This window comes from Microvirga sp. 3-52 (assembly GCF_018383585.1).
Taxonomy (GTDB): Bacteria; Pseudomonadota; Alphaproteobacteria; order Rhizobiales; family Beijerinckiaceae; genus Microvirga.
This window is the reverse complement of sequence record NZ_JAHAMK010000006.1, coordinates 192,465-216,860: the sequence shown is the minus strand read 5'-3', so window position 1 is coordinate 216,860 and position 24,396 is coordinate 192,465. Positions and strand designations below refer to the sequence as shown.

Sequence of the window (24,396 nt, the reverse complement as noted above, 5' to 3'; positions counted from 1 at the left end):
CATGTCGTTTCAGGTAGCGAAAGCGGCCTGCGGCACCATATAAGGGGCTAACCGCAGCCACCCGGTGGGGCTTCAGGCTGCTTGGAAGAGAAGTCTGCTCGTGCCGGTCTCCGGTCCTGCAGCCTCTCGGCTCTTTATCCGGGACCTTTCCGCATTATCCGTCATCCAGGCATGGCCCGTCGTTCCCTTCCCCCGCAAGTGCGCGCGCACGGCGTGACCGCTGTGCTCGGCCCTACCAATACGGGCAAGACACACCTTGCCATCGAGCGCATGCTCGGCCACGACAGCGGCATGATCGGCCTGCCCCTGCGTCTGCTCGCCCGCGAGGTCTACAACCGCGTGGTGGAGAAGGCGGGGCACCACAACGTCGCCCTGATCACGGGCGAGGAGAAAATCAAGCCGGACCGGCCCCGTTACTGGATCTCGACCGTCGAGGCCATGCCGCGCGATCTCGATCTCGCCTTCGTGGCCGTGGACGAGATCCAGCTCGCCAGCGACCTCGACCGGGGGCACGTCTTCACCGACCGCCTGTTGAACCAGCGCGGGTGCGAGGAAACGCTCCTCATCGGCTCGGCCACCATGCGACCGCTGATCGAGGCGCTGATCCCCGGCGTTCACGTGGTGACGCGGCCGCGCCTGTCGAAATTGTCCTTCGCGGGCGAAAAGAAGGTGTCGCGCCTGCCCCGCCGCTCGGCCATCGTGGCCTTCTCGGCTGAGGAGGTCTACGGCATCGCCGAGCTGATCCGCCGCCAGAGCGGAGGTGCGGCGGTGGTGCTGGGAGCCCTTTCGCCTCGGACCCGCAACGCCCAGGTCGAGCTCTACCAGAACGGGGACGTGGATTACCTGATCGCCACCGACGCCATCGGCATGGGGCTCAATCTCGATGTGGACCATGTGGCGTTCGCATCCGACAAGAAGTTCGACGGATTCCAGTTCCGCAAGCTCAACAACCCGGAACTCGCTCAGATCGCCGGCCGTGCCGGCCGCTACATGCGCGACGGCACCTTCGGTTCCACCGGCCGCTGCCCGCCTTTCGACGCGGAAACCGTCGAGGCGCTCGAAAACCACACCTTCGATCCGGTGCGCATCCTGCAATGGCGCAGCCCCGACCTGGATTTCTCGTCGCTGGCCCGGTTGCGCGATTCCCTTGGCCAGCAGCCGAGGGAGCGCGGTCTCGTGCGGGCGCCCACGGGCGAGGATGTGGCGGCCCTCGAGGTGCTGGCGCGGGACGACGACATCCAGGCTTTCGCCCGCTCCCAATATGCCGTGGAACGGCTCTGGCAGATCTGTCAGGTGCCGGATTACCGGAAAGTTTCTCCGCAGACCCATGCGGATCTTGTCGGCCAGCTCTATCGTTTCCTCATGAAGGATGGGGCCGTTCCGGCCGACTGGTTTGCCCGCCATCTGTCCGCCATGGACCGGACCGATGGGGATATCGACACCCTCTCCAACCGCATCGCCCAGGTCCGAACCTGGTCCTTCGTTGCTAACCGTCCCGACTGGTTGAAGGATCCAGAGCATTGGCAGGATGTTGCGCGTCAGGTAGAGGACAAGCTATCGGATGCGCTCCATGAACGCCTCGCCCAAAGGTTCATCGACCGGAGGACGAGCGTTCTCATGCGGCGCTTGAGAGAGAAAACGATGCTCGAAGCGGAAATTACGACCACCGGCGACGTCACCGTCGAGGGTCAGCACATCGGTCACCTGCACGGCTTCCATTTCGTGCCTGATCCCCAGGCCGACACCACGGAGGCCAAGACCCTGCGCAACGCGGCCAGCAAGGCGCTGGCCGGAGAGATCGAGGCGCGGGCGGACCGTTTTGCGGAAACGCCCGACGCCATGCTCGTGCTGTCGAACGACGGCACCGTCCGCTGGATGGGCGACCCGGTCGCCAAGCTGGAGGCCGGCGACAAGCTGTTCGAGCCTAAGGTCCGCATCCTTTCGGACGAGCATCTCACGGGTCCGGCCCGGGACAAGGTGGACAACCGCCTGCGCGCCTGGCTGAAGGCCTATGTGGTGCGCCTGCTCGGGCCGCTGCTGCAACTGGAGGACAGCGCCGAGCTGACGGGGCTTGCCCGTGGCATCGGGTTCCAGATCGGCGAGGCCTTGGGCGTGCTGGAGCGCGCGAAGGTTCTCAACGACGTCCGGAGCCTCGACCAGGAGGCCAGGGGCGCCCTGCGCAAGGCGGGTATTCGGTTCGGCGCCTACCACCTTTACCTGCCGGCTCTCCTGAAGCCGGCGCCTCGCGTTCTGGCGACCCAGCTCTGGGCCCTGCAGAACGGCGGCCTCGAGCAGAAGGGCATCGACGAGATCGCCCATCTTGCCCAATCGGGCCGCACCTCGATCCCGGTCGATCCCGAGATCGGACAGGGGCTCTACCGCGCCGCGGGCTTCCGCGTTCTGGGCGGTCGCGCCGTGCGCGTCGATATCCTGGAGCGTCTGGCCGACCTCATCCGTCCCGCCATGGCCTATCGTCCCGGGATCACTCCCGGCGAGCCGCCGGCCGGTGCCGCGGATGGCGAAAGCTTCGTTCCGACCGTCGCTATGACATCGCTCGTGGGCTGCGCCGGCGAGGATTTCGCCACGATCCTGAAGTCCCTCGGCTATGTGATGGAGCGCCGCCCCGGCCCTGCCATCACGGTGCCGCTGGTCGAGGCCCCGAGGGTTATCGAGCCGCAGGGCGCTGCCGCCGAGGGAGAGACTCCCGCTCCGGCGCAGGAGGCCCCGTTGCAAGAGGCTCCAGTGCAAGAGACACCTTCGCAAGAGGCCCCGGCGCAGGTGCCCGAGACGGCTGTCGGTACGGAGGAGATCGGCGCCGTCGCCGCGGAGGCTCCCGAGGCAGCCGTCTCCGAGGGGGACGTGGCAGCGAGCGCCGCCGAGGCCGTGGCTTCGCCCGAGAGCCAGGCTCTGGCTCCCGCCGAGGAGGCTCCCGAAGAGACAAGCGCCGCTGAAACCCCTGCCGAGCCCGAGATGATCGAGGTGTGGCGACAGGGGCGCCGCCATCACGAGGGCGGTCAGGCCCGTCATGGCCGTGATGCCCGTGGCGGCCGCCATCAGGAGCGTGGCGGACGGCAGGAACGGGGTGACCGGCGCCCGCGCCACGGCGAGACCCAGGGCGAGCAGCCCGCCGGCGAGCGCCGCCCGCGCCAGGATCGGCCTCAGGATCGGCGTGAGGCCCAAGGGGAGGGCGGGCGTCCGCAGAACCGTCCGCCGCGTGGTCCCGGCCGCGGGGAGGAGCGTCGTGGTCCCCGACCCGACAAGCGTGCCGACAGCCGGCGCGAGGGCGGGCCTGAGCGCCGCGAGAAGCAGCCGGATCCGAACTCGCCCTTCGCCAAGCTGATGGCTCTCAAGGCTCAGCTTGAGGACAACAAGAAGTGAGGATGTGAAGCGCATGCGCGAGGACCGACAGCGGCTCGACAAGTGGCTGTGGTTCGCGCGCTTCGCGAAGACCCGGTCCCTGGCGGCCAAGCTGGTCGCCAGCGGCTTCGTCCGGCTCAATGGTCAACGCACCGACAATGCCGCGAAAGCGGTCGCCGTGGGTGACGTGATCACCATCGCGTTGTCCAGAGCCACGCTCGTGGTTCGTGTCGAAGGTCTCGGCGAGCGGCGTGGTCCTGCACCGGAAGCAAGGCAGCTCTACCTGGATCTCAGCCAGGACAACGCGGCGCTTGTCAGCGACGGCGACACCGGCTAGAGCGGCGGCATATCGCCGTTTCGTTGACTTTAGGACAGACCCGCGAAGGACCGTTCATGACTTACGTCGTCACTGAAAATTGCATCAAGTGCAAATACATGGACTGCGTCGAGGTGTGTCCGGTCGACTGTTTCTACGAGGGCGAGAACATGCTCGTCATTCATCCTGACGAGTGCATCGATTGCGGCGTCTGCGAGCCGGAATGCCCCGCCGAGGCCATCAAGCCGGATGCGGAGCCCGGTCTCGAGCAATGGCTGAAGCTCAATGCCGATATGGCGAAGGGCTGGCCGAACATCACCATCAAGAAGGATCCGCCCGCCGATGCGAAGGAATTCGACGGCGTGGCAGGCAAGTTCGAGGCGTTTTTCTCGCCCAATCCGGGTGACGGCGACTAGCATCGGACCAAAAACTGGATCCACTTTTGGGATCGATCCGGTGCTCTTCCTTTAGAGAATGCGTCCTCTGAAGCGAGAAACCGGGGCCGCTTCACGGTACGGTACGTCAGGCCTCAAGCGCGGCCGGAAACAGGCCCTCTTTACGCTATCCCTTACGCTATCCCTTGAAATATTTTTGCTTTTTCGGCCGGACTGTGATAGGGTCCGCAAATGCCGTCGCTTGCGCTCAAGCCGTGCACCGTCTCTGCCGACCGGCGGTTCACATAATGAAGCAAAGATTCGCGTCCTTTGACTTAAGGGAGCATCGCTGCCTTGGTCAAGGGCATGAGCGTTTGTAGCCGCTGGCTTACATCAGGGAGACGAGCGGAATAGTCAAGTTCCGCGACACTCACATCCTATCCTCGTTCCCTTGGGGCCCTGCCCAGTGGAACCACAGCTCCCTCACCCTCGGTGAGGGCCATGCAAGGAGGCCTCTCTCGCATGACAACCGCCAAGAAGTCCGCCCAGCGCCTTGGGTTCAAGTCCGGTGAAGCGATCGTTTATCCCGCTCACGGTGTCGGTCGCATCACGGCCATCGAAGAGCAGGAAATCGCGGGTTTCAAACTGGAGCTGTACGTGGTCTCCTTCGACAAGGACAAGATGGTCCTTCGCGTTCCGACCGGTAAAGCTTCCAGCGTGGGCATGCGCAAGCTTGCCGAACCGGCCCTGGTTCAAAAGGCCCTGGACGTGCTGACGGGTCGTGCTCGCGTGAAGCGCACCATGTGGTCGCGCCGCGCGCAGGAATATGAGGCCAAGATCAATTCCGGCGATCTGATTGCTGTAACCGAAGTCGTGCGCGATCTGTACCGCTCCGAGGCCCAGCCCGAGCAGTCCTACAGCGAGCGTCAGCTCTACGAATCCGCCCTCGACCGCGTGGTTCGCGAAATCTCCGCCGTGAACAAGATCACGGACACGGAAGCTCTGAAGCTCATCGAGCAGAGCCTCGCCAAGTCTCCCCGCCGCGCGAAGGGCGCCGATGCGGAAGGCGACGGCGAAGGCGACGACCTTCAGGAAGAGGCCGCCTGATCAGAGGGTCGAAGGATCATTCAGAAAGCCCGGCTTCAGGCCGGGCTTTTTTGTGGCCAAAGCCTTGTTTTTCAAAGGTCGGAATCTATTTTGAAGAACTCGGCTGTAAGAAGTGAACTTTTTGCGGCCTCGCTCGTTGTGTCTCTGCCAAGGGAGAGCACACAATGGGAGAAATCTCAGGGGTTCGCCGCCGGTTCGTCCGCGCTGCCATGAATGCGCCTTTTCTCGAAAGAGAAGAGGAGCATCTTCTTGCCGTGCGCTGGAAAGAGAACCGTGATGAGGCGGCACTTCATCAATTGACCGCTGCCCACATGCGCCTCGTGATCGCGCTGGCGGCCCGTTTCCGTCACTACGGCCTGCCGATGGCCGATCTCGTCCAAGAGGGCCATGTGGGCCTTCTCGAGGCGGCGGCCCGGTTCGAGCCTGAGCGCGAAGTCCGCTTTTCAACCTATGCGACTTGGTGGATCCGTGCCTCCGTGCAAGATTACATCCTTCGCAATTGGTCAATCGTTCGTGGCGGAACGAGTTCCGCCCAGAAGGCACTTTTCTTCAACCTGCGCCGCCTGCGCGCCCGCCTGACCCGCGGCGGCGAGGAGCGCATCTCCTCGGACGTTCATGCGAAGATCGCCGAGGCAATCGGCGTGTCGAAGGCCGATGTGGCGCTCATGGATGCCCGTCTGTCGGCGCCCGATACCTCCCTCAATGCGCCGGTTCTGGACGCCGATCCGTCCAATTCCGCCGAGCGCGTCGAATTCCTCGTCGACAACAGCCCGCTGCCGGATGAGAGCGTCAGCGACGTGATCGATACCGAGCGCCGCGTGCGCTGGCTGCAGCAGGCGCTCGAAGTTCTCAACGAGCGCGAATTGCGGATCCTGCGCGCCCGTCGCCTCGACGACGAGCAGGTGACCCTGGAGTTCCTGGGAGACAGGCTCGGGATCTCCAAGGAGCGCGTGCGTCAGATCGAGAACCGGGCACTCGAAAAGCTCAAGCGCGCCCTGGTCGAAAAGTACCCCCAGGCCTCCGGCGCCTTCGTGTAAGGCGCCCAGGCTCTTTCGAGCCCTTGGTTCCGGCTGTTCGTTCGGCGAGGCGGGTCACCGTCTCGCCGATTCTATTTCGGGAACGGTGAACGGTTATTCCACGACGATCTTGTAGCGTTCGCCCACTTTGAGCGCGGCGTTCCTGTCGAGGCCGTTGAGCAGCACGAACTTCTCGAGCGCCCGGTCGACGGGCATCCGGGCGGCAAGCGTCTGTGCCGTATCGCCCCGCTGGGCGGTGACGACCTGTAGCTTCAGGGGCCTGATCCGACGGGCTTCATCGGACTGCACCTGGCGGACGCTGTTCAGGGTCTGCTGGAAGATCCCTTCCAGGTCCCCCCTGTTCCCGCGGGTCGCCATGATGAGCCGGTAGGTGGTGTTGCCAATCCGGATGGCCGAGAGGCGGAAGGTCCACTCCTTGCCGTTGGACAGAGCGGTGACCATGGGCAGGCCGTTTACGGTTCCGGTCGTCAGGGTTCCGGGCTCGAGCGTATCCGTCCAGGTGGAGCGCAGCACATCCTCCAGGCTCTGTCCCTCCGGCGTGTCGGCCGCATCGAACAGGAGGCGGCGCTCGCCATCGCCCGAGGCACCCAGCACGGCCTGTGAGGTGTTCTCCAGGGTGAAGCCCTCCGGTGCCTCGAAGGCGACGCCCAGTCTCGAATGGATGAAGCGGCGGCCTTTCACGACACCATCGGCCGGATCGTCGCCATAGGAGAGGCCGTCGAGGGCCGCCAGATAGGCGAGGCGTCCCGTTTCGCCGGTTCCCTGCATGCCTGTGCGCCGCGCCGCCTGCAGCGCCCGCGCCACCCGGTCGTCGGTGCGTGGATGCGAAGCGTTCCGCTCGGCTGTCGAGGCATCCGAACTCGTGCCCGAGCGTCCCAGGGCTGTGAGGAAACGGGGAGCGCCGAAAGGATCGAAGCCCGCCCGGGCCAGAACCTTAACCCCTGTCTGGTCCGCCTCGAGTTCCTGCGCACGCGAGAAGCTTGCCAGCGTCGAACGGGCCTGGCTCTGCGCCACGGCGGCCTCCTCGGCATCGTTCAGCACATTCTCGGCCACGCGCTTGATCAGGTCCGAGCGCGCCTGCAATTCGCTGCGCTGCGTGGCGTGACGGAGGGTGACGTGGGCGATTTCGTGCGACAGCACGGCCGCCACTTCGGAGGTGTCGTTGGCGAGCGCCAGGAGCCCGCGCGTGACGTAAAGGCGCCCGTTCGGCAGGGCGAAGGCATTGATCACGGGCGAGTTGAGGATCGTCACCTGGAAGGCCTCGTCAGGCCTGTCGGTGGCCATGACCAGCCGGTTCGTCACATCGGTCAGCATCTGCTGGAGCTGCGGAGCCCGGCCTTCGCCACCGAAGGCTCTCACAAGCCGAATGTGGTCGCGGTCCCGGTCAGGGCCGATCACCCGCGGCGCGTTGGCAGGCAGCGAAATGTCCCCGCCGAAGCCGGAGCAGCCGGCAAGGAATGCCGCGAGCATTGCGCTGCCGAAAATCCTGAGGCTACCTGTCTGACGTGTTGTGCTCATGCTCGTTCATCGTGGCAGGCGGCCGCCTTCAAGACGCTCGATCATGTCCGGTATGACAATGGAGAAGGCTGTCCCTTGCCAAGGCTGCAAAATGCCTCGGGCTCTGATCCGCTGGCCTTTGAGCGCCTCGGCGCCCATACCGCGGTCCGACATCTGTTTCCAGGTCTTCCGGGGAATGATGATCGTGAAGTCTTCTGCCCAGAGCCCCCCGAAGTTCAAATAGGTGCGTTGCTTGCGCTCACCGATGCTTCTGACGCGACCCTCGACCAGCACGAAGCTGCCGATTCGGTCCTGCAGAGGCTCGGGTCGATCGACGTCCATGGGCTTATAGCGGTCATCGCTCCAAAGACCAAGGCGTCGTTCGCGGGCCGTGGACTCGAGGGCGAGCAATTCCGGCTGGCAGAAGGTTTCATCGAGGCCCGCGTCGGTGATCGCGAGGCCTGCCTCGATCAAACCATGGCTCCAATCAAGCGGAGCGGTTCTGTCGAGGGATCGGATGCGAACCGCGATACGGTTCCAGCGGTCAGGGGCGGCCGCTGCCTGGACAAGGATGGCGTCCCCCCTGCGGATCTGCAGCCAGGACAGGGCCTGCTCCCGGTAAGGCGCCCCGTCGGGAAGCCGGACGCCGGCGAGTTTGGCAAGTCGGCCTGACGCCAGGATCAGGTCTCCCTCCTGGGAAAGGCTCTTCAGTCGATCAGGCTGCGCCTCAGCCGTGCAGCCTGCTCTCTCGCGCGTCGAGGCAACGGGCTGCGCCCGGCCAGCCGAGACCGTCAGGACGACCCCGATGCTCGCGCTCAAGAAAATTCGCAGGGTTGATCCCGTCATCGGACGGGATCATACCCATTTGGCCGCGAACGGCTACGCTTGAAACGATCGGGTCAGTGCTTTTCCTGCGCCGGGCTGTGCTGCTGCGGCTTGTGACCGCTCTGCCCTGCATTGTTGTGCTTGTTGTGGTTGCGGCTCTCCTGATGTGTCGCGCCACCCTGCTTGCCGGTTTCGGGCTTGCCGCTCGCATCGACCTGGGCCCGGTCGCTCTCCGGGTGGCCCGCGATGCGGGTCTCGTTCGGATTGCTGCGATTGCCGGTGCTGCTCATGATTTCTTCTCTTGCTGCCGCTTCTGGGCGCCGTTGCCGTCCTTGCCCTGCTGATGCTGGGTGCCGCGTACATTCGAGCCGCCGTGGCCTTCCTGCGGAATGCCCTCGGGGTTCGTGCGAGAGCCCGGGATGTTCTTCGTCATGGTGAGATCCTGATTGGCTGTCGTGTGGTGATGGAATAACGGCGCGACGCAGGATCTCCACTCCTTAGGAGAAAACCGCATGCTGGCGAGAGCTGCTTCCTGGGAGTTCAATCGCAGAGGGCGCAAATTGTTGCGGCCAAGATCGGTAGGTTTCTGCTTCAGAGAAGCAGGCGGGTCAGGCCCCTACCAGCGGATCACCAAGACCCTCTGATTGCCGTTTCCGAGCTCGACGGCCTCTGTGCCTTCCGCTTTCCGGTTCTGCGCCTTCGCGTCTTCGATGATCTCGATTTCTTCCACGTGAGCGGCAAAGGCTTCATCCACTTCAGCCACGCAGAGCAGGGTATCGGGAGGAAGGTTCTCCACCTGTTTCAGAAAGTCTCGAAGCGTCTGCGCCATGATTTGCCTCCGATTGCCCTCAACAAACCGGGCCGGCCATGCGGAGTTCCTTCGCACATTCAGCGGTGTACGGGGCGATCGCTTGCCAGTGAGACCATCCAGGGCCGCAACCCTCTGGAATGACCATGCCGACCATGCTACATCCCGTGATCTCAAGCGGTCCCGTAGCTCAGCCGGACAGAGCAGCGGTTTCCTAAACCGAAGGTCGGAAGTTCGAGTCTTCCCGGGATCGCCAGTTTTCCCCACGATTGTTGAGATTCATCGTCCCATCGGCGCAACGGCGGCTTTGGCGTCGTCGAGATCGGGGGCATCGATGTGGCGGTAGCGGGCCTGGACGAGGCCGAAGAGGCCGAAGGCGAAGAGGCCCAGCGCGGTCAGCGCCAGCAGGGCCCAGCCATAGGGCTGCTGCTGAAGAGCCTGGAGCGCTCCGCCCAGGCCATGCACTTCCGAGGACGAGGCGTGAAGGGCGGCGAGAATCAGGAAGCCGCCGATCATCAGGAAGACGACGCCGCGGGCGGCAAAGCCCATACGGCCGAGGGTGACGATCCATTCTCGCTTATCGGCAGGCAGAGAAAGACGCTCCGCCACATCGCCGCGCCAGGCCTTCCAGATGAAAGCGAGGCCTACCCCCGCCACGGCAAGGCCGACGAGGCCGACCAGCCATTGACCGAAAGGCTGGCTCATGAGCCAGGCCGTCCAGTCCTGCGCCGCCTGGTCCTCGCCGCCGCCGGAGCCCCGGCCGAGGGCGAGGTTCAGGGCCGAGAGGGCAAGACCGGCATAGATAAAGCCGCTGATCAGATGCGCGGCCCTGATGCCCAGGCCCTTCATGTCGGAGCCTCGTCGGTCGGCATCGGTCAGCGCTTCCAGAACGCGCCAGGCGCAAAAGCCGAACAGGCCGAGGGCGATCAGGATGAGCCAGACCTTGCCGAAGGGCTGCGACAGGAGCGTCTGCAGCGCGCTGCGGCTCCCTCCCGTCTGTCCGCCCGATCCGATGGCAGCGAGAAGAGCCATGCCCCCGACGAGACCATAAACGATGCCCCGTGCACCATAGCCGAGACGGGCTAGAGTCTCGATGGGGTTATGGCGGATCGTGGGCATGGCTGGCGGCTCCGTTCTGTCACGAGAGAACCGTCAAGCCTCTGCAGTGTTCCGCTGCGTGTGAGGTCTAGTTCGCCGGCAAGGTGTCAGCGCCTCTCGATCTGGCGGACGAGGCTGGAGGCATCCTCAGCCAGGGGAGGTCCAGCGAGCAGAAGCAGCAGAAGCGCGAAGGGAAATGAGAACAGAAAGCCGATCTGGCTGAATCCGATGGCGCCCGTCACGCCGCCGATGAAGAAGGATGCCAGTAGAAGGACGAGCAGGCGCAGCTTGTCACGGTCCGCCAGGATCCGGTCCGGATTGTGCGGATTGCGATTCCAGTAGAGCAGCTTGCCGAGCTCGATGCCGATATCCGTCACGATACCGGTCACATGGGTCGTGCGCATGCGTGCGCCCGAGATCTTCGTCACCGTGGCGTTCTGCAGGCCCATGATGAAGCACAGGAGAGGCACGGCGATTGCGACAAAGACCGGAGATGGATGGGTGAGCCAGCCCAGAATGCCGAATCCCAGAAGAAGGAACGCCTCGAGCATCAGCGGCATGGCGTAACGGCTGCCCAGGTGATGGCGCCGGCCCCAGTTGATCAGCATGGCCGAACAGGCTGCCCCGAAGACGAAGGGCAGGAAGGCCGCAAGGCCGATCCCCACGATGCCGAGGGAGCCCAGCGCCAAATGGTCGGCCATGGCAGAGACGATACCCGACATGTGCGAGGTATAATGGCCGATCGCCAGAAAGCCGCCGGCATTGATGGCACCTGCAACGAAAGTGAGGGCCATGCCCAGGAGCGTATCGGCCGCCCCAGTTCGTTCGGATGCCGCGATGGACTTCACCGACCGGATCGTGAAGTCACGATGCTCAGGATTTGTCGAATGAGCGTTCATAGGCACGAGCCTAACGCCGATCCCTTCACGAATCCAATAAGCCAAAAAGACTGCCGGAAATTCGTTTCCGGCAGTCTTCCGGATTACTGCGCAACGCTGGTGGAGGCGGAGGCGCGGCGCTCCATGGGCGGAATGCGCAAGGTCTTGAGGATCTCGGCCTCGCCCACGGGCTCGGCGAGCGAAGAGCCGCCGACGAAGACCTGGATGGTCCCTGCCTCCACGAGATAGGAGCCGTCATCCAAGTGGAAGCCGAGGGACTCGACGGGCACGCGCAGGGTGACCTGCTTCGTCTCGCCGGGCTTGAGTGCGATCTTCTCGAAGGCCTTCAGCTCGCGCAGGGGGCGGCTGCGGCTTGCCACCGGGTCGCGGGTATAGAGCTGAATGACCTCCTGGCCCTCCCGCGCGCCCGTGTTCTTCACATTGAGCGAGACCTCCAGAGTCCGGCTTTCGTCGAGCTGCGTCTGGCTGATCTTCGCGTCCGAGTAGGCGAATTGCGTGTAACTCAGTCCCCAGCCGAAGGGGTAGAGCGGCGCGATCGCCTCGTCGATGTAGTGCAGGGTGAAACGGTTGTCGGGCAGGGTGGGGCGTCCCGTGGGAAGCCGGTTGTAATAGAGCGGCAGCTGGCCCGTGGCGCGGGGCCATGTGACCGGGAGCTTGCCGCTCGGGCTCACGTCGCCGAACAGGACATCGGCCACCGCGGGGCCTGCCTCGGTGCCCGGGTACCAGGCCATCAGGATCGACGGGATGCGCTCCGCGACCGGGCCCAGCACCTGCGGACGCCCGCCCATGATGACGAGGGCGACGGGCTTGCCGGTCTTGGCGAGCTCCTCCAGCACCTCGATCTGCTTGCCGTTGAGCTCCAAATGGGCGCGGGAGGCGGCCTCTCCTGACAGTTCCTGCGGCTCGCCGAAGACGGCGATGACGAAGTCCGACTCCCTGGCCGCCTCAAGCGCCGCGGGCAGCCCGTCCGTGTTGCGGCAGAACAGGTCGCAGGCCGGGGCATGGCGCACCGAAAGTCCCGCCTGCTCGGCGCGGCGACGGATGCCTTCGAGAATCGTGACGCTGTCCTCCTTGTGGCCGCGGGCCGCGTGAGGGCCCATTTGGTCGTGAGGCGCATCGGCCAGGGGGCCGACGACCGCGATCGATCGGACGCTCGACGGCACCGGCAGCACGTTGTCCCGGTTCTGCAGCAGCACGAAGGTTTCGCGGGCGACTTCGCGGGCAGCCTGGCGCGATTCCGCCGAAGGGAATGCCGAATCGAGACGGGAGGGGTCGATGTCCGGGCGGTCGAAGAGACCCATGCGGAATTTGGTGCGCAGCACGCGCCGCACGGATTCGTCAATCACGCTCTCCGGCACCCGGCCTGCCCGCACTTCGTCAGGCAAGTGCTTGATGTAGAGCTGGCCCATCATGTCCATGTCGACGCCGGCGAGGATCGCCTTGCGGGCCGCTTCTGCACCATCCGCCGCGATGCCGTGATTGATGAGCTCGCCGATGCCGACCCAGTCGGAGGTGACGAAGCCGTCGAAGCCCCATTGGGTGCGCAGCACATCCGTCAGCAGCCACGGGTTTGCCGTCGAGGGCTCGCCGTTCAAGGCATTGAAGGCAGCCATGAAGCTGGCCGTGCCCGCTTCCACCGCTGCCCGGAACGGCGGCAGGTAGGTGTCGTACATCTCCGCACGCGGGATGTAGGTGGTGTCGTAATCGCGTCCGCCCTGCGGAGCGCCATAGCCGGCGAAATGCTTGGCGGCTGCGGCGAGGCCGCCCTTGCGGAAGCCTTCCACGCGGGCCGCCGTGAGCGCGGCACCGAGCGTCGGATCTTCGCCGAAGCCCTCGACGATGCGGCCCCAGCGGCTGTCGCGCGACAGGTCGGCCATAGGCGCGAAGGTCCAGTTCACGCCGACATAGGCCGCTTCCTTCGCGGCCCATTCGGAAGCGAGCCGGGAGACGCGTGGGCTGAAGGCGGCAGCCTCGCCCAGCGGCAAAGGAAACTGAGTGCGGAAGCCGTGCAGGACGTCGAGCCCGAAGAGCGGCGGGATCTTGAGACGGCTCTGGCGTGCCAGAGCCTGAGCACGGGCTACATCCTGGGCGCTGTTGAAGTTCAGCAGGGCCCCAGCCTTCCCCTCGGAGATATCTTCCCAACGCAGCGGCGGACCATGGGAGACAAGATTCAGCTGGCCGATCTTCTCTTCGAGGGTCATCTGCCCGAGAAGCTCGCTCAGCCGGCGCTCGATGGCTTGTGCACCCGCCTCCTGGGCACTTGCTGCCGGGAGAGCCGAGGCCGTCAGAGTCAGTGCAAGCATCAGTTGCGTCAAGCCAGGGACATCAGAAAGCCGCACAATTATCTCCTTTATGGAACAATAACACTTTATCGCGAGGTCGCCCTCGCTTGCCGCCCGCTCGTGCTACACAAGATAAGTTGTGCAAGTGGCGTCTGGGGGCCGTCAGGTCAAATCATATTTTAGAAAGCCTATGCATCTGCTCCCTGTCTCGTTGAAGCTGTCTCTGCTGAGCCTGTCCGGCGTCCTGATCATGTCGGGTTTCGCGCTGGCGGTGGCCGCCTATGTCAGGAATCCGGCTCTCGTGGCTGCGGCATCAGGGCTTTTTCTGCTTCTCACCGCCGGGGCTCCCTTGCTGATCGGACGGCAGATCACGCAGGCTCTGCGGCACAGGGACGACGACGCATCCGACGAGTTGTCCGTGTTCGAGGACGTGACGGCTGCTCCCTTCGAGCCGTCTTCCGATGCCTCCCTCTCCTTCGCTGAATTCTCCGCATTCGAGGACACGCCTGCACCTGACGAGGACGATGCCCTGCGCCGCGTTCAGAAGGCAGAGGCCGTCGACCGGCTGCGGGACGGCATCACTCATGACCTCAATAACCGGCTCATGGTGATCAGCGCCAATATCGATGCGGCAGCACGTCAGCTGAAGGATCAGCCGACCCTGCAGCGCAAGCTACTCTCGGCCCTCGTGGCCTCCGATCAGGCCGCCAAGCTCATCGCCCACTCGACGGCCTTCGCCCGGCACGGCGAGTCCAAGCTGCAATATGTGAACATTGCAGAGCAGGTGAGCTCGGTGGCCGAGCTGATGAGCCGCTCGCTTTTGCGCGACACGGTCGAACTGCGCGTCTCTCTCGCGGAGGATCTCTGGTCCATCGAGGCGAACCCCGACGACATCCAAACGGCCATCGTGACCCTGAGCGGCCATGTCCGGGATGCGCTGCCTCAGGGAGGCACCATCACGCTCGAGGCCCGCAACGTGCAGGTCGAAAAAGGCTCGCTGCCCGATCTGACACGCGAGGGGGACTTCGTGCAGCTGACGATCCGCAGCGCCGGTCCAGAGGTCGAAGGGCGCCCTGCGCCTGAGGCCGAACTGGAACAGGACTTCGCCTTGCGGGATATCGATCTGTCGTCTTGGCTGTCCCTGCGCCAGGGCCTGCACTTTCTGCAGGGTGTCGGAGGCGCCTCGGAGGTGCGGCGGGATGGCAATGGGACCTCCATCATCCTCTATATCCCGCGTACCGACGCGGCGACCCTGTTGCCATCCGGTCCTTCGAGCGAGGATGACGGGCTGGACGGGAGCGTGCAGAACCACACGGAAATCCTTGTGGTTGATGACGAGCTCGAAGTCGCGCTCGCGCTGCAATCGACTCTGGAAGAATTCGGCTACGTGACCACCATCGCGACCGACGCGGCACAGGCCGTAAGAGCCCTGAGCGCGCGCAGACCCGCACTCGTCCTCGCCGACGTCGCCATGCCCGGGACGATGAACGGGGTCATGCTGGCGCGCGAAGTGCGGCAGGTCTTCCCGAGCCTGCCCGTGCTGCTGATCACCGGCAATCCCGTCGTCACCGGCGAAGACAGCGAATTCCCGCTGCTCCAGAAACCCATCGTCAGCCGTGACCTGCACATCGCGATCCAGCGGCACCTGAACACGCAGAGCGACAATAAGGTCATCCCGCTGTTTCCGCGCGCATCGAGGCGGGCTCGTTAAAGCCGGATCCACTTTCCGCACGATGCACTGATCTATCCGGCATGCGCTGTTGCCGAGAGCGGGGCTGCAGCCTCGCATGCCGCATCGGCCAGAGCTGCAAACAGCCGCTGCTGCGGCTTCTTCCAGACCAGAAGCTCCGGATGCCATTGAACGCCGAGCAGGAACGGCGCGCTCTCGCTCTCGATGGCCTGCACGATGCCGCTCTCGTCATGGGCGGCAATCTTCAATCCCTGGCCGAGCCGGTCGACGGATTGGTGATGCAGGGCATTCACCTGGCAGGGATTGCAGCTCAGGATGCGATCCAGCCTGGAGCCATACTCGATGGTCACGGTCTTGCGCGGCAGGACCGTGCGCATCTTCGGCGCCTGAACGTAGACCTCGTAGATGTCCGTGTGCAGTGTGCCGCCGAGCGCCACGTTGATCATCTGCGATCCCCGGCAGATGCCGAGGATCGGCAGTCCCGCCGGGAGGGCCGCCTTGAGAAGGCCGAGCTCCAGCTTGTCGCGTTCGGGATCGATGCGCACATCGGGCAGGACCTTTCCGCCATAGATTTCCGCGCCGATATCGTCGCCGCCGCCGATCACGAGACCCTGCAGCGGCTCTGTCGGCAGCGGATGGCCGGGCATGAGGCGAACGGAACGCGCACCCGCCCGATAAAGCGCCAGCCGGTGCATGAGGTAGCTGCGCCATCCACCATGCCGGGAAGTGGTGACGCCGATCAGGGGGCTCGTCATGACCGTACGATCTGCTCCACCACGTTGGCCCAGCTCTTGTCCTCCCCCTCGAATGACAGATAGGCGGATCCGACGGCCTCCAATTTCTCGCGGTCGCTTGCCAGCCGCTCGACGCAGACCCAGCGGTTCCAGTCCGGTGCGATGCTCCAGCCGGGATCGCTCACCCGCGCATCGGGCAGGCGATAATGGAAGGTGGGGCGGCCGTTGATCTTCTCGTTCGGCAGAATGGCACGCACCTGCTTCGCATCGAAATGATGCAGGAGCGGCAGGAGATCGAGATCCCGGTTCCGGGTCGCATTGAAGGCGAGGTAATCGTCGGTGAAGGTGGGAATGTCCGGCCAGTAATCCGGATCGGCGATCGTGCGGACATACTCGGCCGGAAATGGATCGGCAAAGCCCAGAAGATTGCGGGTGGCATCCGGCGAGGCCTCACGACGAAGCCATGGATTGAGCAGGGCGAAGCTCTTCATGAAGGCTGTGAGTGTCGCCGCATCCTGGCGCGGGATCTCCGGGTTGAAATGCAGGCCGAAGGCATAGAAGGGGGCATCCTGCGTGCCCTTGGCGCCAGCCCCGCGCAGGATCGTCAGGATGCGATTGAGTTCCTGGAGCCGATCCATGGGGATCGGTGCCGTCACCAGTTCGCACGGAACGAGATAGCGGGCCGCGAAGCCGAAAAGGGCGGCGATCTTGGGCAGGACGCCTCTTTGCGTTCCGGCCTGCTTGCCCGGATGCAGAATCCGGCTGTCGAGCTCGACCGTCAGATCGCCGATGGCTGATTCCTTCAACGCGAAGGCATGCGGGTCTTCCTCGAGGAGCCGGCCGCCGAGCGCTTCCTGCAAAGCCTGCACGGTCCTCTCGGCGGAGGGGCCAACGAACTCGATTTCGACTCCGACCGTGCGCATCTGCCCCTGCTCGTTGTGCAGGATCGGCGGCACGGCAAACTCGATCTCGGTTGAAAGCGCAGGCTGCGCCATCGAAAACTCCGGAAGAACAACACCTAAACGTGAGCAATGGGGTGAACGGGTGCGCTTCCGCTCAGGTTCCTTGGTCCAGCGCATCGGGCGGAAAGTGGCCCCGGTTTTCCGCTCTCAGTGATGCGTTCATCACAGGAAGAGAGCATCGGACGGATCCCAATGTGGGGCCTGCTTTTGGGGCCGACGCCCCAAAGAGGATTCCTCGTGTCCATGCGGGTGTGGCTTTCCGGCTTCGGGTTGGCTACAAGCCGCCTATCATGATTTCGAGAGAATCGACCTTCGAGCGCGCTGCTTGGCTAGCGGAGCTGCGTGCAACTCTGGCCCTCGGCTGGCCCCTGGTTCTTGCAACCATTGCACAGAACGCCTTGATCACGTCCGACGTCATCCTGATGGGCTGGATGGGATCGGAGGCGCTGGCGGCGGGTGCGCTCGGCACCAACCTCTATTTCGCCTTCCTGATCTTCGGGATCGGCCTGATCAACGCGACCTCGCCAATGATCGCCGAGGAGCTTGGCCGCAAGCGGCATTCCGTGCGCGAGGTGCGGCGTACGGTGCGCCAGGGCCTCTGGGCCTGCGTGACGGTCGCCGTGCCGATCTGGATCGTGGCCTGGAATGGGGAGAGGATCCTTCTGGCCATCGGACAGGAGCCGGGGCTTGCCCATAGTGCTGGCCAGTATATTCGCGCGCTGCAGTGGAGCCTTCTGCCATTTCTGTTGTTTCTGGTGCTGCGCTCGTTCCTGGCGGCGCTGGAGCGCCCCGGCTGGGCTTTGTTCATCGGCCTCCTCGCCATCCCGGTCAATTTCGGCGCGGCCTATGCCCTGATGGTGGGCTCCTTCGGCCTTCCGGCCCTGGGGCTGATCGGCGTGGGTATCGGCACGATCATCTCGAGCACCTTCATGTTCCTTGGACTCGCCCTGGTGATCGTCCTCCATCCGAGGTTCAGGCGCTATCACGTCTTCGGGCGCTTCTGGCGGGCCGACTGGCCGCGCTATCGCACCCTCTGGCGGATCGGCCTGCCCATCGGCCTCACGCTGATGTTCGAGGTCACGATCTTCAATGCCGCCGCCATGCTGATGGGCCGCATCGGCGCAAGCGAGCTGGCGGCTCACGCGGTGGCGCTGCAGATCGCATCCTTCTGCTTCTCCGTGCCCCTCGGCATCGGACAGGCTGTGACGGTGCGCGTGGGCCGGGCCTATGGGGCGCAGGACGCAGGTGGCGTCACCCGTGCCGGCTGGACATCCTTTGCCCTCGGCACCGGCTTCATGGTCATCACCGCCTCCCTGATGCTGTTTGCGCCCCACCTGCTGCTCGGTGTCTTCCTCGACGCGAATGATCCCAGGAATGCGCTCGTCATCGATCTGGCACGCACCTTCCTGGTGGTGGCAGCCATCTTCCAGCTGGTGGACGGCGCGCAGGCGGTCGGCGCCGGAATGCTGCGCGGGTTGCAGGATACCCGCGTGCCGATGATCTATGCGGCGCTCGGCTATTGGGGTGTGGGCCTGCCGCTCGGCACCATCCTGGCCTTCGGCACGTCGCTGCGGGGCGTCGGCATCTGGATCGGGCTTGCCAGCGGGCTCGCCGTGGTGGCCTGCTTGATGCTGTGGCGCTGGCTGCGCCGCGACCGGCTGGGTCTGGTCACGGCCGTGCCGCCGGACGTTCAGGAAGCGTTCGCGAGCTGATTGACGAGACGCGAGAGATCCACGGGGGCGAACTGCGCGTCCTCATGGGTCACGCGCAGCTCTTCCACGGTGAGCCGCCGCCATTGTGCGAGTTGGGCCAAGGCCTCCTGCACCAGATCTTCAGGCGCGGAGGCGCCTGCGGTGAGGCCGATCACGGCGGCGCCGTCGATGAAGGAGAGCGTCAGATCCGTCGGATCCTGCATGAGAAGGGCTTGGCGGCCTTCGTTGACGGCGACTTCGCACAGGCGGTTCGTGTTCGATGAATTGCGTGCGCCGCACACGATGATCCGCTCCGCGCGCTTCGCGATCACGCGGACCGCCATCTGCCGATTCTGCGTGGCGTAGCAGATCGTCTTGATGTCGGGCCCCTGGATCGCCGGAAAGCGCTTCTTCAAGGCTGCAATGATGTCTCGCGTATCGTCGACGGAGAGTGTGGTCTGGGTAATGTAGGCGATGCGCTCCGGGCTGCCGACCGGCACGCTGAGCGCTTCCGCGACGCTCTCGATCACATGCACGGTGCCGTCGATCTGTCCGGTCGTTCCTTCGATCTCCACATGGCCACGATGGCCGATGACGATGACCTCGCGCCCCGCCTTGGCATGGCGCTGCCCTTCGAGGTGAACGCGGCGCACGAGCGGACAGGTGGCATCGAGCACGGAGAGCCGGCGCCCTGCCGCTTCCCTTTCGACCGCGCGTGGAACGCCGTGCGCGCTGAAGATGGCCACGGCGCCGTCCGGAATCTCGGCGATGTCCTCGACGAAGACCGCGCCCTTGCGCTTGAGCTCTTCCACCACGCGGCCGTTATGGACGATCTCGTGGCGCACATAGACGGGCTTGCCGGTTCGCTCGAGGGCGTCCTCGACGGCGCGGATGGCGCGCTCGACGCCGGCACAGAAGCTGCGGGGCGCCGCGAGCAGCACGGTGAGCGGCGGGTGATCCTGGATCATGCCGCATCCTCCGTCGTCATAGGGCGGTTGCGCGGAACGGGAGAGCGGGTGCCGCGGACATGGCGCAGGATGGATGCGGCGTGCTCACCGGCCATGACGGCGCTTTCGATGGTAGCGGGCAAGGAGCCGAGCCAGTCACCCGCCAAAGCAAGATTGGCGAGAGGCCGCAGGGGAGGCTGCGGGAGAATCTCAGCCGCTTGGCGGATCGTAGCGCGTTTCTCCTTCACCACCCGGGTTTCCGGCTGGCGATCGCTTGCCACTTCGAGTCCAAGGCCGCGCAGCGCCGGTATGATGTCGCGCCAGATCCTGACTGCCACTTCGGCGGCGTTCTGATCGATCACCGCATCGGCGGCCGAGACCGTGACGCTCACATGAGTTGGGCGGATCAGCGCCCACTGCGCGAGCATGCCGGTGAATCCGATGAATCGCGGGTGCGCCAAACCCCGCAGGCGATAATGAACGTTGAGGATGGGCTCGAAAATGGTCGGCACGGGGAGCGCCGGCAAGAGCCGCGCCACCTCAAAGGGCGGAAGCGCCAGGACGACCCGGTCGTCGGGACCGAGCATCACGGTGCGGTCCGTCAGCGCCAGTCCGATGGCGCGCTCATGGCTCGTCAGAAGCGTGCGCAGGCGCTGTCCGGTCAGGATGGACGCGCCTCTCGCCTCAAGGGTCGCAACCGCTGGCTCGATCAGGTCTTCGCTCAAGCCGTTTCTCGCCACCAGGAGCCGTCCGGCACCGGGCCGGAGGAGTTGCCGGAGGGCGCAGGCGAGCCGCTGCGAGGAAGCCTGCGCGGCAGGGGTATTGAGCACCGCCACCGTCAAGGGCTCGATCAGGCTGTCCATGATCGGACGCTTGCCGATGATGGAAGCGACCGGGCAATCCTTCGCGGTCAACACAAGTCGCAGAATGCGCGCGAGATCGGGCAGGGTCAGGCCCTGCGGGCGGCGCGAGGAGAAAAGCCACGACCAGGGGGAGAGGCCCACGTGCTGCATCTCTCCCGTTCGCCCGTCATAGAGCGGAAGCCCCTTAGGTTCAGGCTCGAACCATTGACTGCGGGCGCCGATGGTTTTGAGGAGATTGATGGCATGCCCATTGGCCGTGAACAGCACATGGGTGCCGTTGTCATGGGTGAAGCCATCGGACGGCTGGAGCGTCCGGCAGCGTCCGCCCGGTTGCGGTGCGGCTTCGTAGACGACAGCGTCGTCACCATCGGCCGTCACGGCGAGGGCCGCACTCAGGCCTGCAATGCCGGCCCCGATGATATGAGTGCGCCTTGTCATGCGGGCCTCATGGCGCGGGTGATGAGATGGAGCCGGTCGGCCGTGCTCAAGCGCAATTTGCCCTGGCGCATGCCCCAGCCGCGCGCCTGCAGCCGGTCGAGCACGCAGCGATAACTCTCCATCATCAGGATCGCCGGTTTCAGGGCCTTGCGGTCGAGATGCATCAGGGCTGCATCCGCCACCTCAAAACCTGAGCGCGCTTCATCGGCAAGGCTTTCGCAGACGCGTGCAAAGCGCGGATCGGCCACGAGGGCCGCGGCCGGTGCATCACGCAATCCCAGCTGCGCGAGCCGTGAGAGGGGAACGTAGACGCGCTCGCAGGAAGCATCCTCGTCCACGTCGCGCAGGATGTTCACGAGCTGCAGGGTGCGTCCGAGATGGAGCGCGAAGTCATGGGCCGAGGGCGCACCGAAGATGCGGATCGACAGGGCGCCGACCGAGCCGGCGACACGGCGTCCATAGAGACCGAGTTCATAATCGTCGGCCAGGCGTACCCTGTCTGCGCTGTCGGTTTCCATGCCGTCGAGCAGGGCATGGCATTCCTCCAGAGGCAGCTTGAAGAGGGTCGACGCGCGGGCGAGCTCCCGTCCGATGGGCGTTTCCGGCGCGCGGTGAAGCCGGTCGAGCTCGCGCCGCCAATCGCGCAGGAAAGCACGCTTCTCGGAAGCAGGCGCCGCGCCATCGGCGATATCGTCTACCGCGCGGCAGAAGGCATAGACTGCATGAATGGCGCGGCGGCGCTCGGACCCGAGACTCTGCATGCCGAGGCGGAAGGACGAGCCCGAACGCCGCACCACTGCCGCCGTCACGTGATGATCGCTGGGAGAGGGGGGGCGAACTGCGCCGCGGAGGCCACGCAGGAACGCCATGCAGGCATCGGCTTTGCTCACCTGCACGCGCTCCAGCACCGGATCGGCATGTCGCAGGCGCTGACTCAGGCGTTGGGCGAGGCCGATGGTCGCGATGCTCTGTGCCCGCAGGCGCCTGTTCTGTAGATGCTCCGGCAGGGATTGCGCCTGATCGATCAGCGCATCGACCCGGTCGAGCATGGCGTTGAAGACATCGCGGCGGAATGCTGTACGCGACGGATCGAAGAAAGCTGCCTCGGAGCCTGCTGCCAGCATCCACCGGATCGGGATGTAGATCCGCCCCATATTCTCACGATCCGTGCCACAATCCTGCAGATGGTTGAGGATCTGAAGCGCCGTGCAGAGAGCATCCGCCGGCACCTGAGCCGAACCGCGCTCACCGTGAAGGATAAGAAGGAAACGGCCGACCGGATTGGCGGAGAAGCGGCAGTAATCGATCAGTTCCGCCCAGTCGTTGTAGCGGGCCTTGACCACATCCTGATGAAAGGCGCGCAGCAGGTCGCGGGCCTGGATCAGGCCGGCCTTGTGCCGTCTGTCGGTGGCATGCAGGCGCGCGGCCTGGGGAACCGCCGGATCGCCCGAGACGAGCGCCTGTTCAAGAGCATCGAGACGCGTCAGCTTCTCGGCCGCCCCAAGGTCGGGTGCATCGGCGATATCATCCGCCATGCGGGCAAAATCATAAAAGGCGAGAACTGCACCCTGGTGCTCGGGAGAGAGCACCAGGGAGGCAACGGGAAAGTTCTCGTCCCGCGGCCGCTTCGAAGATCGCTCAGCGCCAGCGCTCATGGCTTTTCCTCCAGGGGATAAAGCCTGCCTTTCCACCCGGCGCGGCGTGCATCGCCGATCCTCAGGAGTACGCTCCATTGGATCGCGAGGCCGACAAGGGTCGTGAAAGGATGCAGGGGGATCGACCAAGGATTTTCCCGAGTCGCGACGGTCACGAGCGCGCGCGTGACAAGCGAGAGCAGGGCCGCGCAGGCGAGGGGGAGGACCGGAGCAAACGGCAGCAGCAGGAACGGCAGAACATGGCCGCCGAGCAGAAGCGCAGTCCAGATCGGCAGGGCGACCGGCGTTGCCATCCCTTCGTGCGCGTTCTTGGCGAAGCCGGCCCAGGCCTCGTCGAAGCCTGCATACATGCGGCAGGTGGCGAGGCGCTCTCCGGATACCAGATCCGTCATCATTCCCTTGCGGCGAAAGAGCCGAGCCAGCTGGATGCCGTCATGGATGCGTGAGCGGATTGCCGCGTGGCCGCCGCTCGCTCGATAGGCATTACGCTCGACGAGCATGAGCTGCCCGCAGGCGGCCCCCAGACCTGGATCCCGCGACAGGCGCATGAAGCCCATGGGCAGATAGCCGAGCAGAAGCAAGTTGATCGTCGGCACCGTCAATAATTCGCCGAGACTGATCATGATCTGGCGCGGCACGGCGCTGACGAGTCCAGAATCGGTGGCCTGCGCATGGCCTGCCAGCAAAGCCGCGGCGTGGGAGCCCAATCGCACGTCGGCATCCACGAACAGAAAATGCGTGCCGCGTGCGGCCTTCGAGAGATGGTGGCAGGCATGGACCTTGCCGGTCCATCCTTCCTCGAGAGCCGGTGCGGTGAGGAGCTGCACACGGGCGTCGCGAGCCGCATAGGCGCGGACGATATCGGCGGTCGCATCCGTGGACCCGTCGTCCATGACGAGGATTTCGACCGGCACGCCGATGCTGCCGAGAGCCGCATCGAGAGCAGGCCCTATATTCTTCGCCTCGTTGCGAGTGGGGATGAGGATCGAGACGAGGACGTCTCCTTGCGGCGCGTGGCGCGGCGTTGCGTTTAAGGTGCTCAGGTTCATGAGCGCGAGCACGAACGGGATGGTCGCGAGGGCAAGCAGGATCAAGCCCAACACCATCATGAGTGACGCCCCTCATGGGACGGATCGAAGCTGCGCCCGCGCAAGGCTGCCGCCATTCTCCGCCAGCCGTCATAGAACCCGCCTACGCCGGCGCGGCCTTCGAGCACGGCACGGAAACGGGCCGGATCGCGGCTCCGCACATCGGCGCTCAGATGGTCAAGTGTTGCGGTGAGTTCGTCTTCGAGCTTTTGCAGGCGGGCAGGGCGTTCGAGGTTCAAAAGTTCCGACCCGCGCAGGGGCTCGCCGAAGGCCATGAAGGCTTCCGCCCCGCGCTCGAGCCAGAAGCTGTACTCGATAGCGAGCGGCAGGATGGTGCAACCGGGGGCGCGTTCGACGAGGCGGGCCACGCCGGGCTTGAGTCCGAGAGGACGCTCGCGCGCATCGCCGAAGCGTCCCTGAGCCGTGATCCAGAGAGCGCGGTTGCGGGCGGAAAGGATTTCCGAGCCGGCGCTGAGAAAATTCGCTGCTCCACGTGGGCTTTCAAGGTCGACGCCGAAGGCGCCGATGCGACCGAAGATGCCGTATTGCTTCAGCATCGCAGCATCGATCGGCGCATAGCTCTCGTAAGCGGGAAAGAAGTGGTCGGCCGCCAGGATGTAGACCGCTGCATCCCACCACGCCGGATGATTGGAATAAACAATGACTGGGCCCTGCTGCGGCACGGCCGGTATCCCCCACGAGGCGATCCGCAGGGCATTCATGTGACG

22 protein-coding genes and 1 tRNA gene are annotated in these 24,396 nt (G+C 64.9%); 8 read left to right on the top strand and 15 right to left on the bottom strand.

All coding sequences use genetic code 11. The features are described 5' to 3' along the window. The first annotated feature begins 171 nt into the window (after window positions 1-171). From KHP60_RS07585 to KHP60_RS07565, 5 genes are all read left to right on the top strand, one after another. A complete protein-coding gene (locus tag KHP60_RS07585; protein WP_213563296.1) occupies window positions 172-3,378 on the top strand; it encodes a helicase-related protein in 3,207 nt (1,068 codons plus the stop codon). 13 nt (window positions 3,379-3,391) lie between these two features. Next, the gene (locus KHP60_RS07580) at window positions 3,392-3,694 is read left to right on the top strand and encodes an RNA-binding S4 domain-containing protein (protein ID WP_213563294.1); all 303 of its coding nucleotides are present in this window, start codon (window positions 3,392-3,394) and stop codon (window positions 3,692-3,694) included. A gap of 56 nt (window positions 3,695-3,750) precedes the next feature. Further along, window positions 3,751-4,089: a ferredoxin FdxA gene (gene fdxA, locus KHP60_RS07575; protein WP_213563292.1), complete on the top strand. Its 339-nt coding sequence runs from the start codon at window positions 3,751-3,753 to the stop codon at window positions 4,087-4,089. Window positions 4,090-4,569: 480 nt separating this feature from the next. Continuing rightward, the gene (locus tag KHP60_RS07570; RefSeq protein WP_213563289.1) at window positions 4,570-5,154 is read left to right on the top strand and encodes a CarD family transcriptional regulator; all 585 of its coding nucleotides are present in this window, start codon (window positions 4,570-4,572) and stop codon (window positions 5,152-5,154) included. Between the two features lie 164 nt (window positions 5,155-5,318). Next, complete coding sequence (locus KHP60_RS07565; RefSeq protein WP_213563287.1) at window positions 5,319-6,191, top strand: RNA polymerase factor sigma-32; 873 nt, start codon at window positions 5,319-5,321, stop codon at window positions 6,189-6,191. 93 nt (window positions 6,192-6,284) lie between these two features. Here the strand turns inward: KHP60_RS07565 and KHP60_RS07560 are convergent, their stop codons facing one another. From KHP60_RS07560 to KHP60_RS07540, 5 genes are all read right to left on the bottom strand, one after another. Further along, window positions 6,285-7,709 (bottom strand): M48 family metalloprotease, encoded by a 1,425-nt coding sequence (locus tag KHP60_RS07560; protein ID WP_213563279.1) that lies wholly within the window; start codon window positions 7,707-7,709, stop codon window positions 6,285-6,287. Between the two features lie 6 nt (window positions 7,710-7,715). After that, entirely contained in the window at window positions 7,716-8,507 is a 792-nt protein-coding gene (locus KHP60_RS07555) for a hypothetical protein (RefSeq protein WP_213563270.1), read from the bottom strand. Window positions 8,508-8,587: 80 nt separating this feature from the next. Further along, a complete protein-coding gene (locus tag KHP60_RS07550) occupies window positions 8,588-8,803 on the bottom strand; it encodes a hypothetical protein (protein WP_213563360.1) in 216 nt (71 codons plus the stop codon). Next, window positions 8,800-8,946 carry a hypothetical protein gene (locus tag KHP60_RS07545; protein WP_213563268.1) on the bottom strand — a complete coding sequence of 49 codons (147 nt, stop codon included), beginning with the start codon at window positions 8,944-8,946 and terminating at the stop codon, window positions 8,800-8,802. The genes KHP60_RS07550 and KHP60_RS07545 overlap by 4 nt, the downstream gene beginning before the upstream one ends. Before the next feature lie 183 nt (window positions 8,947-9,129). Further along, entirely contained in the window at window positions 9,130-9,342 is a 213-nt protein-coding gene (locus KHP60_RS07540) for a sugar phosphorylase (protein ID WP_213563266.1), read from the bottom strand. Between the two features lie 158 nt (window positions 9,343-9,500). On the opposite strand from KHP60_RS07540, the gene KHP60_RS07535 reads away from it, so the two are divergent. Further along, a tRNA-Arg gene (locus tag KHP60_RS07535) sits at window positions 9,501-9,577 on the top strand. A gap of 23 nt (window positions 9,578-9,600) precedes the next feature. Here the strand turns inward: KHP60_RS07535 and KHP60_RS07530 are convergent. The 3 genes from KHP60_RS07530 to KHP60_RS07520 form a co-directional block, all read right to left on the bottom strand. Continuing rightward, window positions 9,601-10,440: a DUF1206 domain-containing protein gene (locus tag KHP60_RS07530; RefSeq protein ID WP_213563264.1), complete on the bottom strand. Its 840-nt coding sequence runs from the start codon at window positions 10,438-10,440 to the stop codon at window positions 9,601-9,603. 86 nt (window positions 10,441-10,526) lie between these two features. After that, the gene (locus tag KHP60_RS07525) at window positions 10,527-11,318 is read right to left on the bottom strand and encodes a YoaK family protein (protein WP_213563262.1); all 792 of its coding nucleotides are present in this window, start codon (window positions 11,316-11,318) and stop codon (window positions 10,527-10,529) included. Window positions 11,319-11,401: 83 nt separating this feature from the next. Further along, window positions 11,402-13,621, bottom strand: coding sequence for a glycoside hydrolase family 3 N-terminal domain-containing protein (locus KHP60_RS07520; RefSeq protein WP_249688589.1), 2,220 nt, complete (start codon window positions 13,619-13,621; stop codon window positions 11,402-11,404). 169 nt (window positions 13,622-13,790) lie between these two features. Here KHP60_RS07520 and KHP60_RS07515 point away from each other — a divergent pair, with 169 nt between their 5' ends. Then, on the top strand, window positions 13,791-15,311 hold the full coding sequence (locus KHP60_RS07515; protein WP_213563258.1) for a response regulator: 1,521 nt from the start codon (window positions 13,791-13,793) through the stop codon (window positions 15,309-15,311). Between the two features lie 32 nt (window positions 15,312-15,343). Here KHP60_RS07515 and KHP60_RS07510 read toward each other — a convergent pair whose 3' ends face one another. Then, window positions 15,344-16,045 carry a gamma-glutamyl-gamma-aminobutyrate hydrolase family protein gene (locus KHP60_RS07510; RefSeq protein ID WP_213563256.1) on the bottom strand — a complete coding sequence of 234 codons (702 nt, stop codon included), beginning with the start codon at window positions 16,043-16,045 and terminating at the stop codon, window positions 15,344-15,346. Next, window positions 16,042-17,019: an amidoligase family protein gene (locus KHP60_RS07505; protein WP_213563248.1), complete on the bottom strand. Its 978-nt coding sequence runs from the start codon at window positions 17,017-17,019 to the stop codon at window positions 16,042-16,044. Before KHP60_RS07505 ends, KHP60_RS07510 begins: the two co-directional genes overlap by 4 nt. 257 nt (window positions 17,020-17,276) lie before the next feature. On the opposite strand from KHP60_RS07505, the gene KHP60_RS07500 reads away from it, so the two are divergent. Then, complete coding sequence (locus KHP60_RS07500; RefSeq protein WP_213563241.1) at window positions 17,277-18,698, top strand: MATE family efflux transporter; 1,422 nt, start codon at window positions 17,277-17,279, stop codon at window positions 18,696-18,698. On the opposite strand, the gene ispH is transcribed toward KHP60_RS07500, so the two are convergent. From ispH to KHP60_RS07475, 5 genes are read right to left on the bottom strand one after another with little or no spacing between them, the layout of a single operon-like run. Next, window positions 18,677-19,645, bottom strand: coding sequence for a 4-hydroxy-3-methylbut-2-enyl diphosphate reductase (gene ispH / locus KHP60_RS07495; RefSeq protein WP_213563239.1), 969 nt, complete (start codon window positions 19,643-19,645; stop codon window positions 18,677-18,679). The two genes, KHP60_RS07500 and ispH, sit on opposite strands and share 22 nt — an antisense overlap. After that, a complete protein-coding gene (locus KHP60_RS07490; RefSeq protein WP_213563231.1) occupies window positions 19,642-20,925 on the bottom strand; it encodes an FAD-dependent oxidoreductase in 1,284 nt (427 codons plus the stop codon). Before KHP60_RS07490 ends, ispH begins: the two co-directional genes overlap by 4 nt. Continuing rightward, a complete protein-coding gene (locus tag KHP60_RS07485; protein WP_213563224.1) occupies window positions 20,922-22,580 on the bottom strand; it encodes a squalene/phytoene synthase family protein in 1,659 nt (552 codons plus the stop codon). The genes KHP60_RS07490 and KHP60_RS07485 overlap by 4 nt, the downstream gene beginning before the upstream one ends. Continuing rightward, on the bottom strand, window positions 22,577-23,689 hold the full coding sequence (locus tag KHP60_RS07480; protein WP_213563222.1) for a glycosyltransferase family 2 protein: 1,113 nt from the start codon (window positions 23,687-23,689) through the stop codon (window positions 22,577-22,579). Before KHP60_RS07480 ends, KHP60_RS07485 begins: the two co-directional genes overlap by 4 nt. Next, a complete protein-coding gene (locus KHP60_RS07475; protein ID WP_213563355.1) occupies window positions 23,686-24,390 on the bottom strand; it encodes a lysophospholipid acyltransferase family protein in 705 nt (234 codons plus the stop codon). The genes KHP60_RS07480 and KHP60_RS07475 overlap by 4 nt, the downstream gene beginning before the upstream one ends. Window positions 24,391-24,396: the final 6 nt, after the last annotated feature.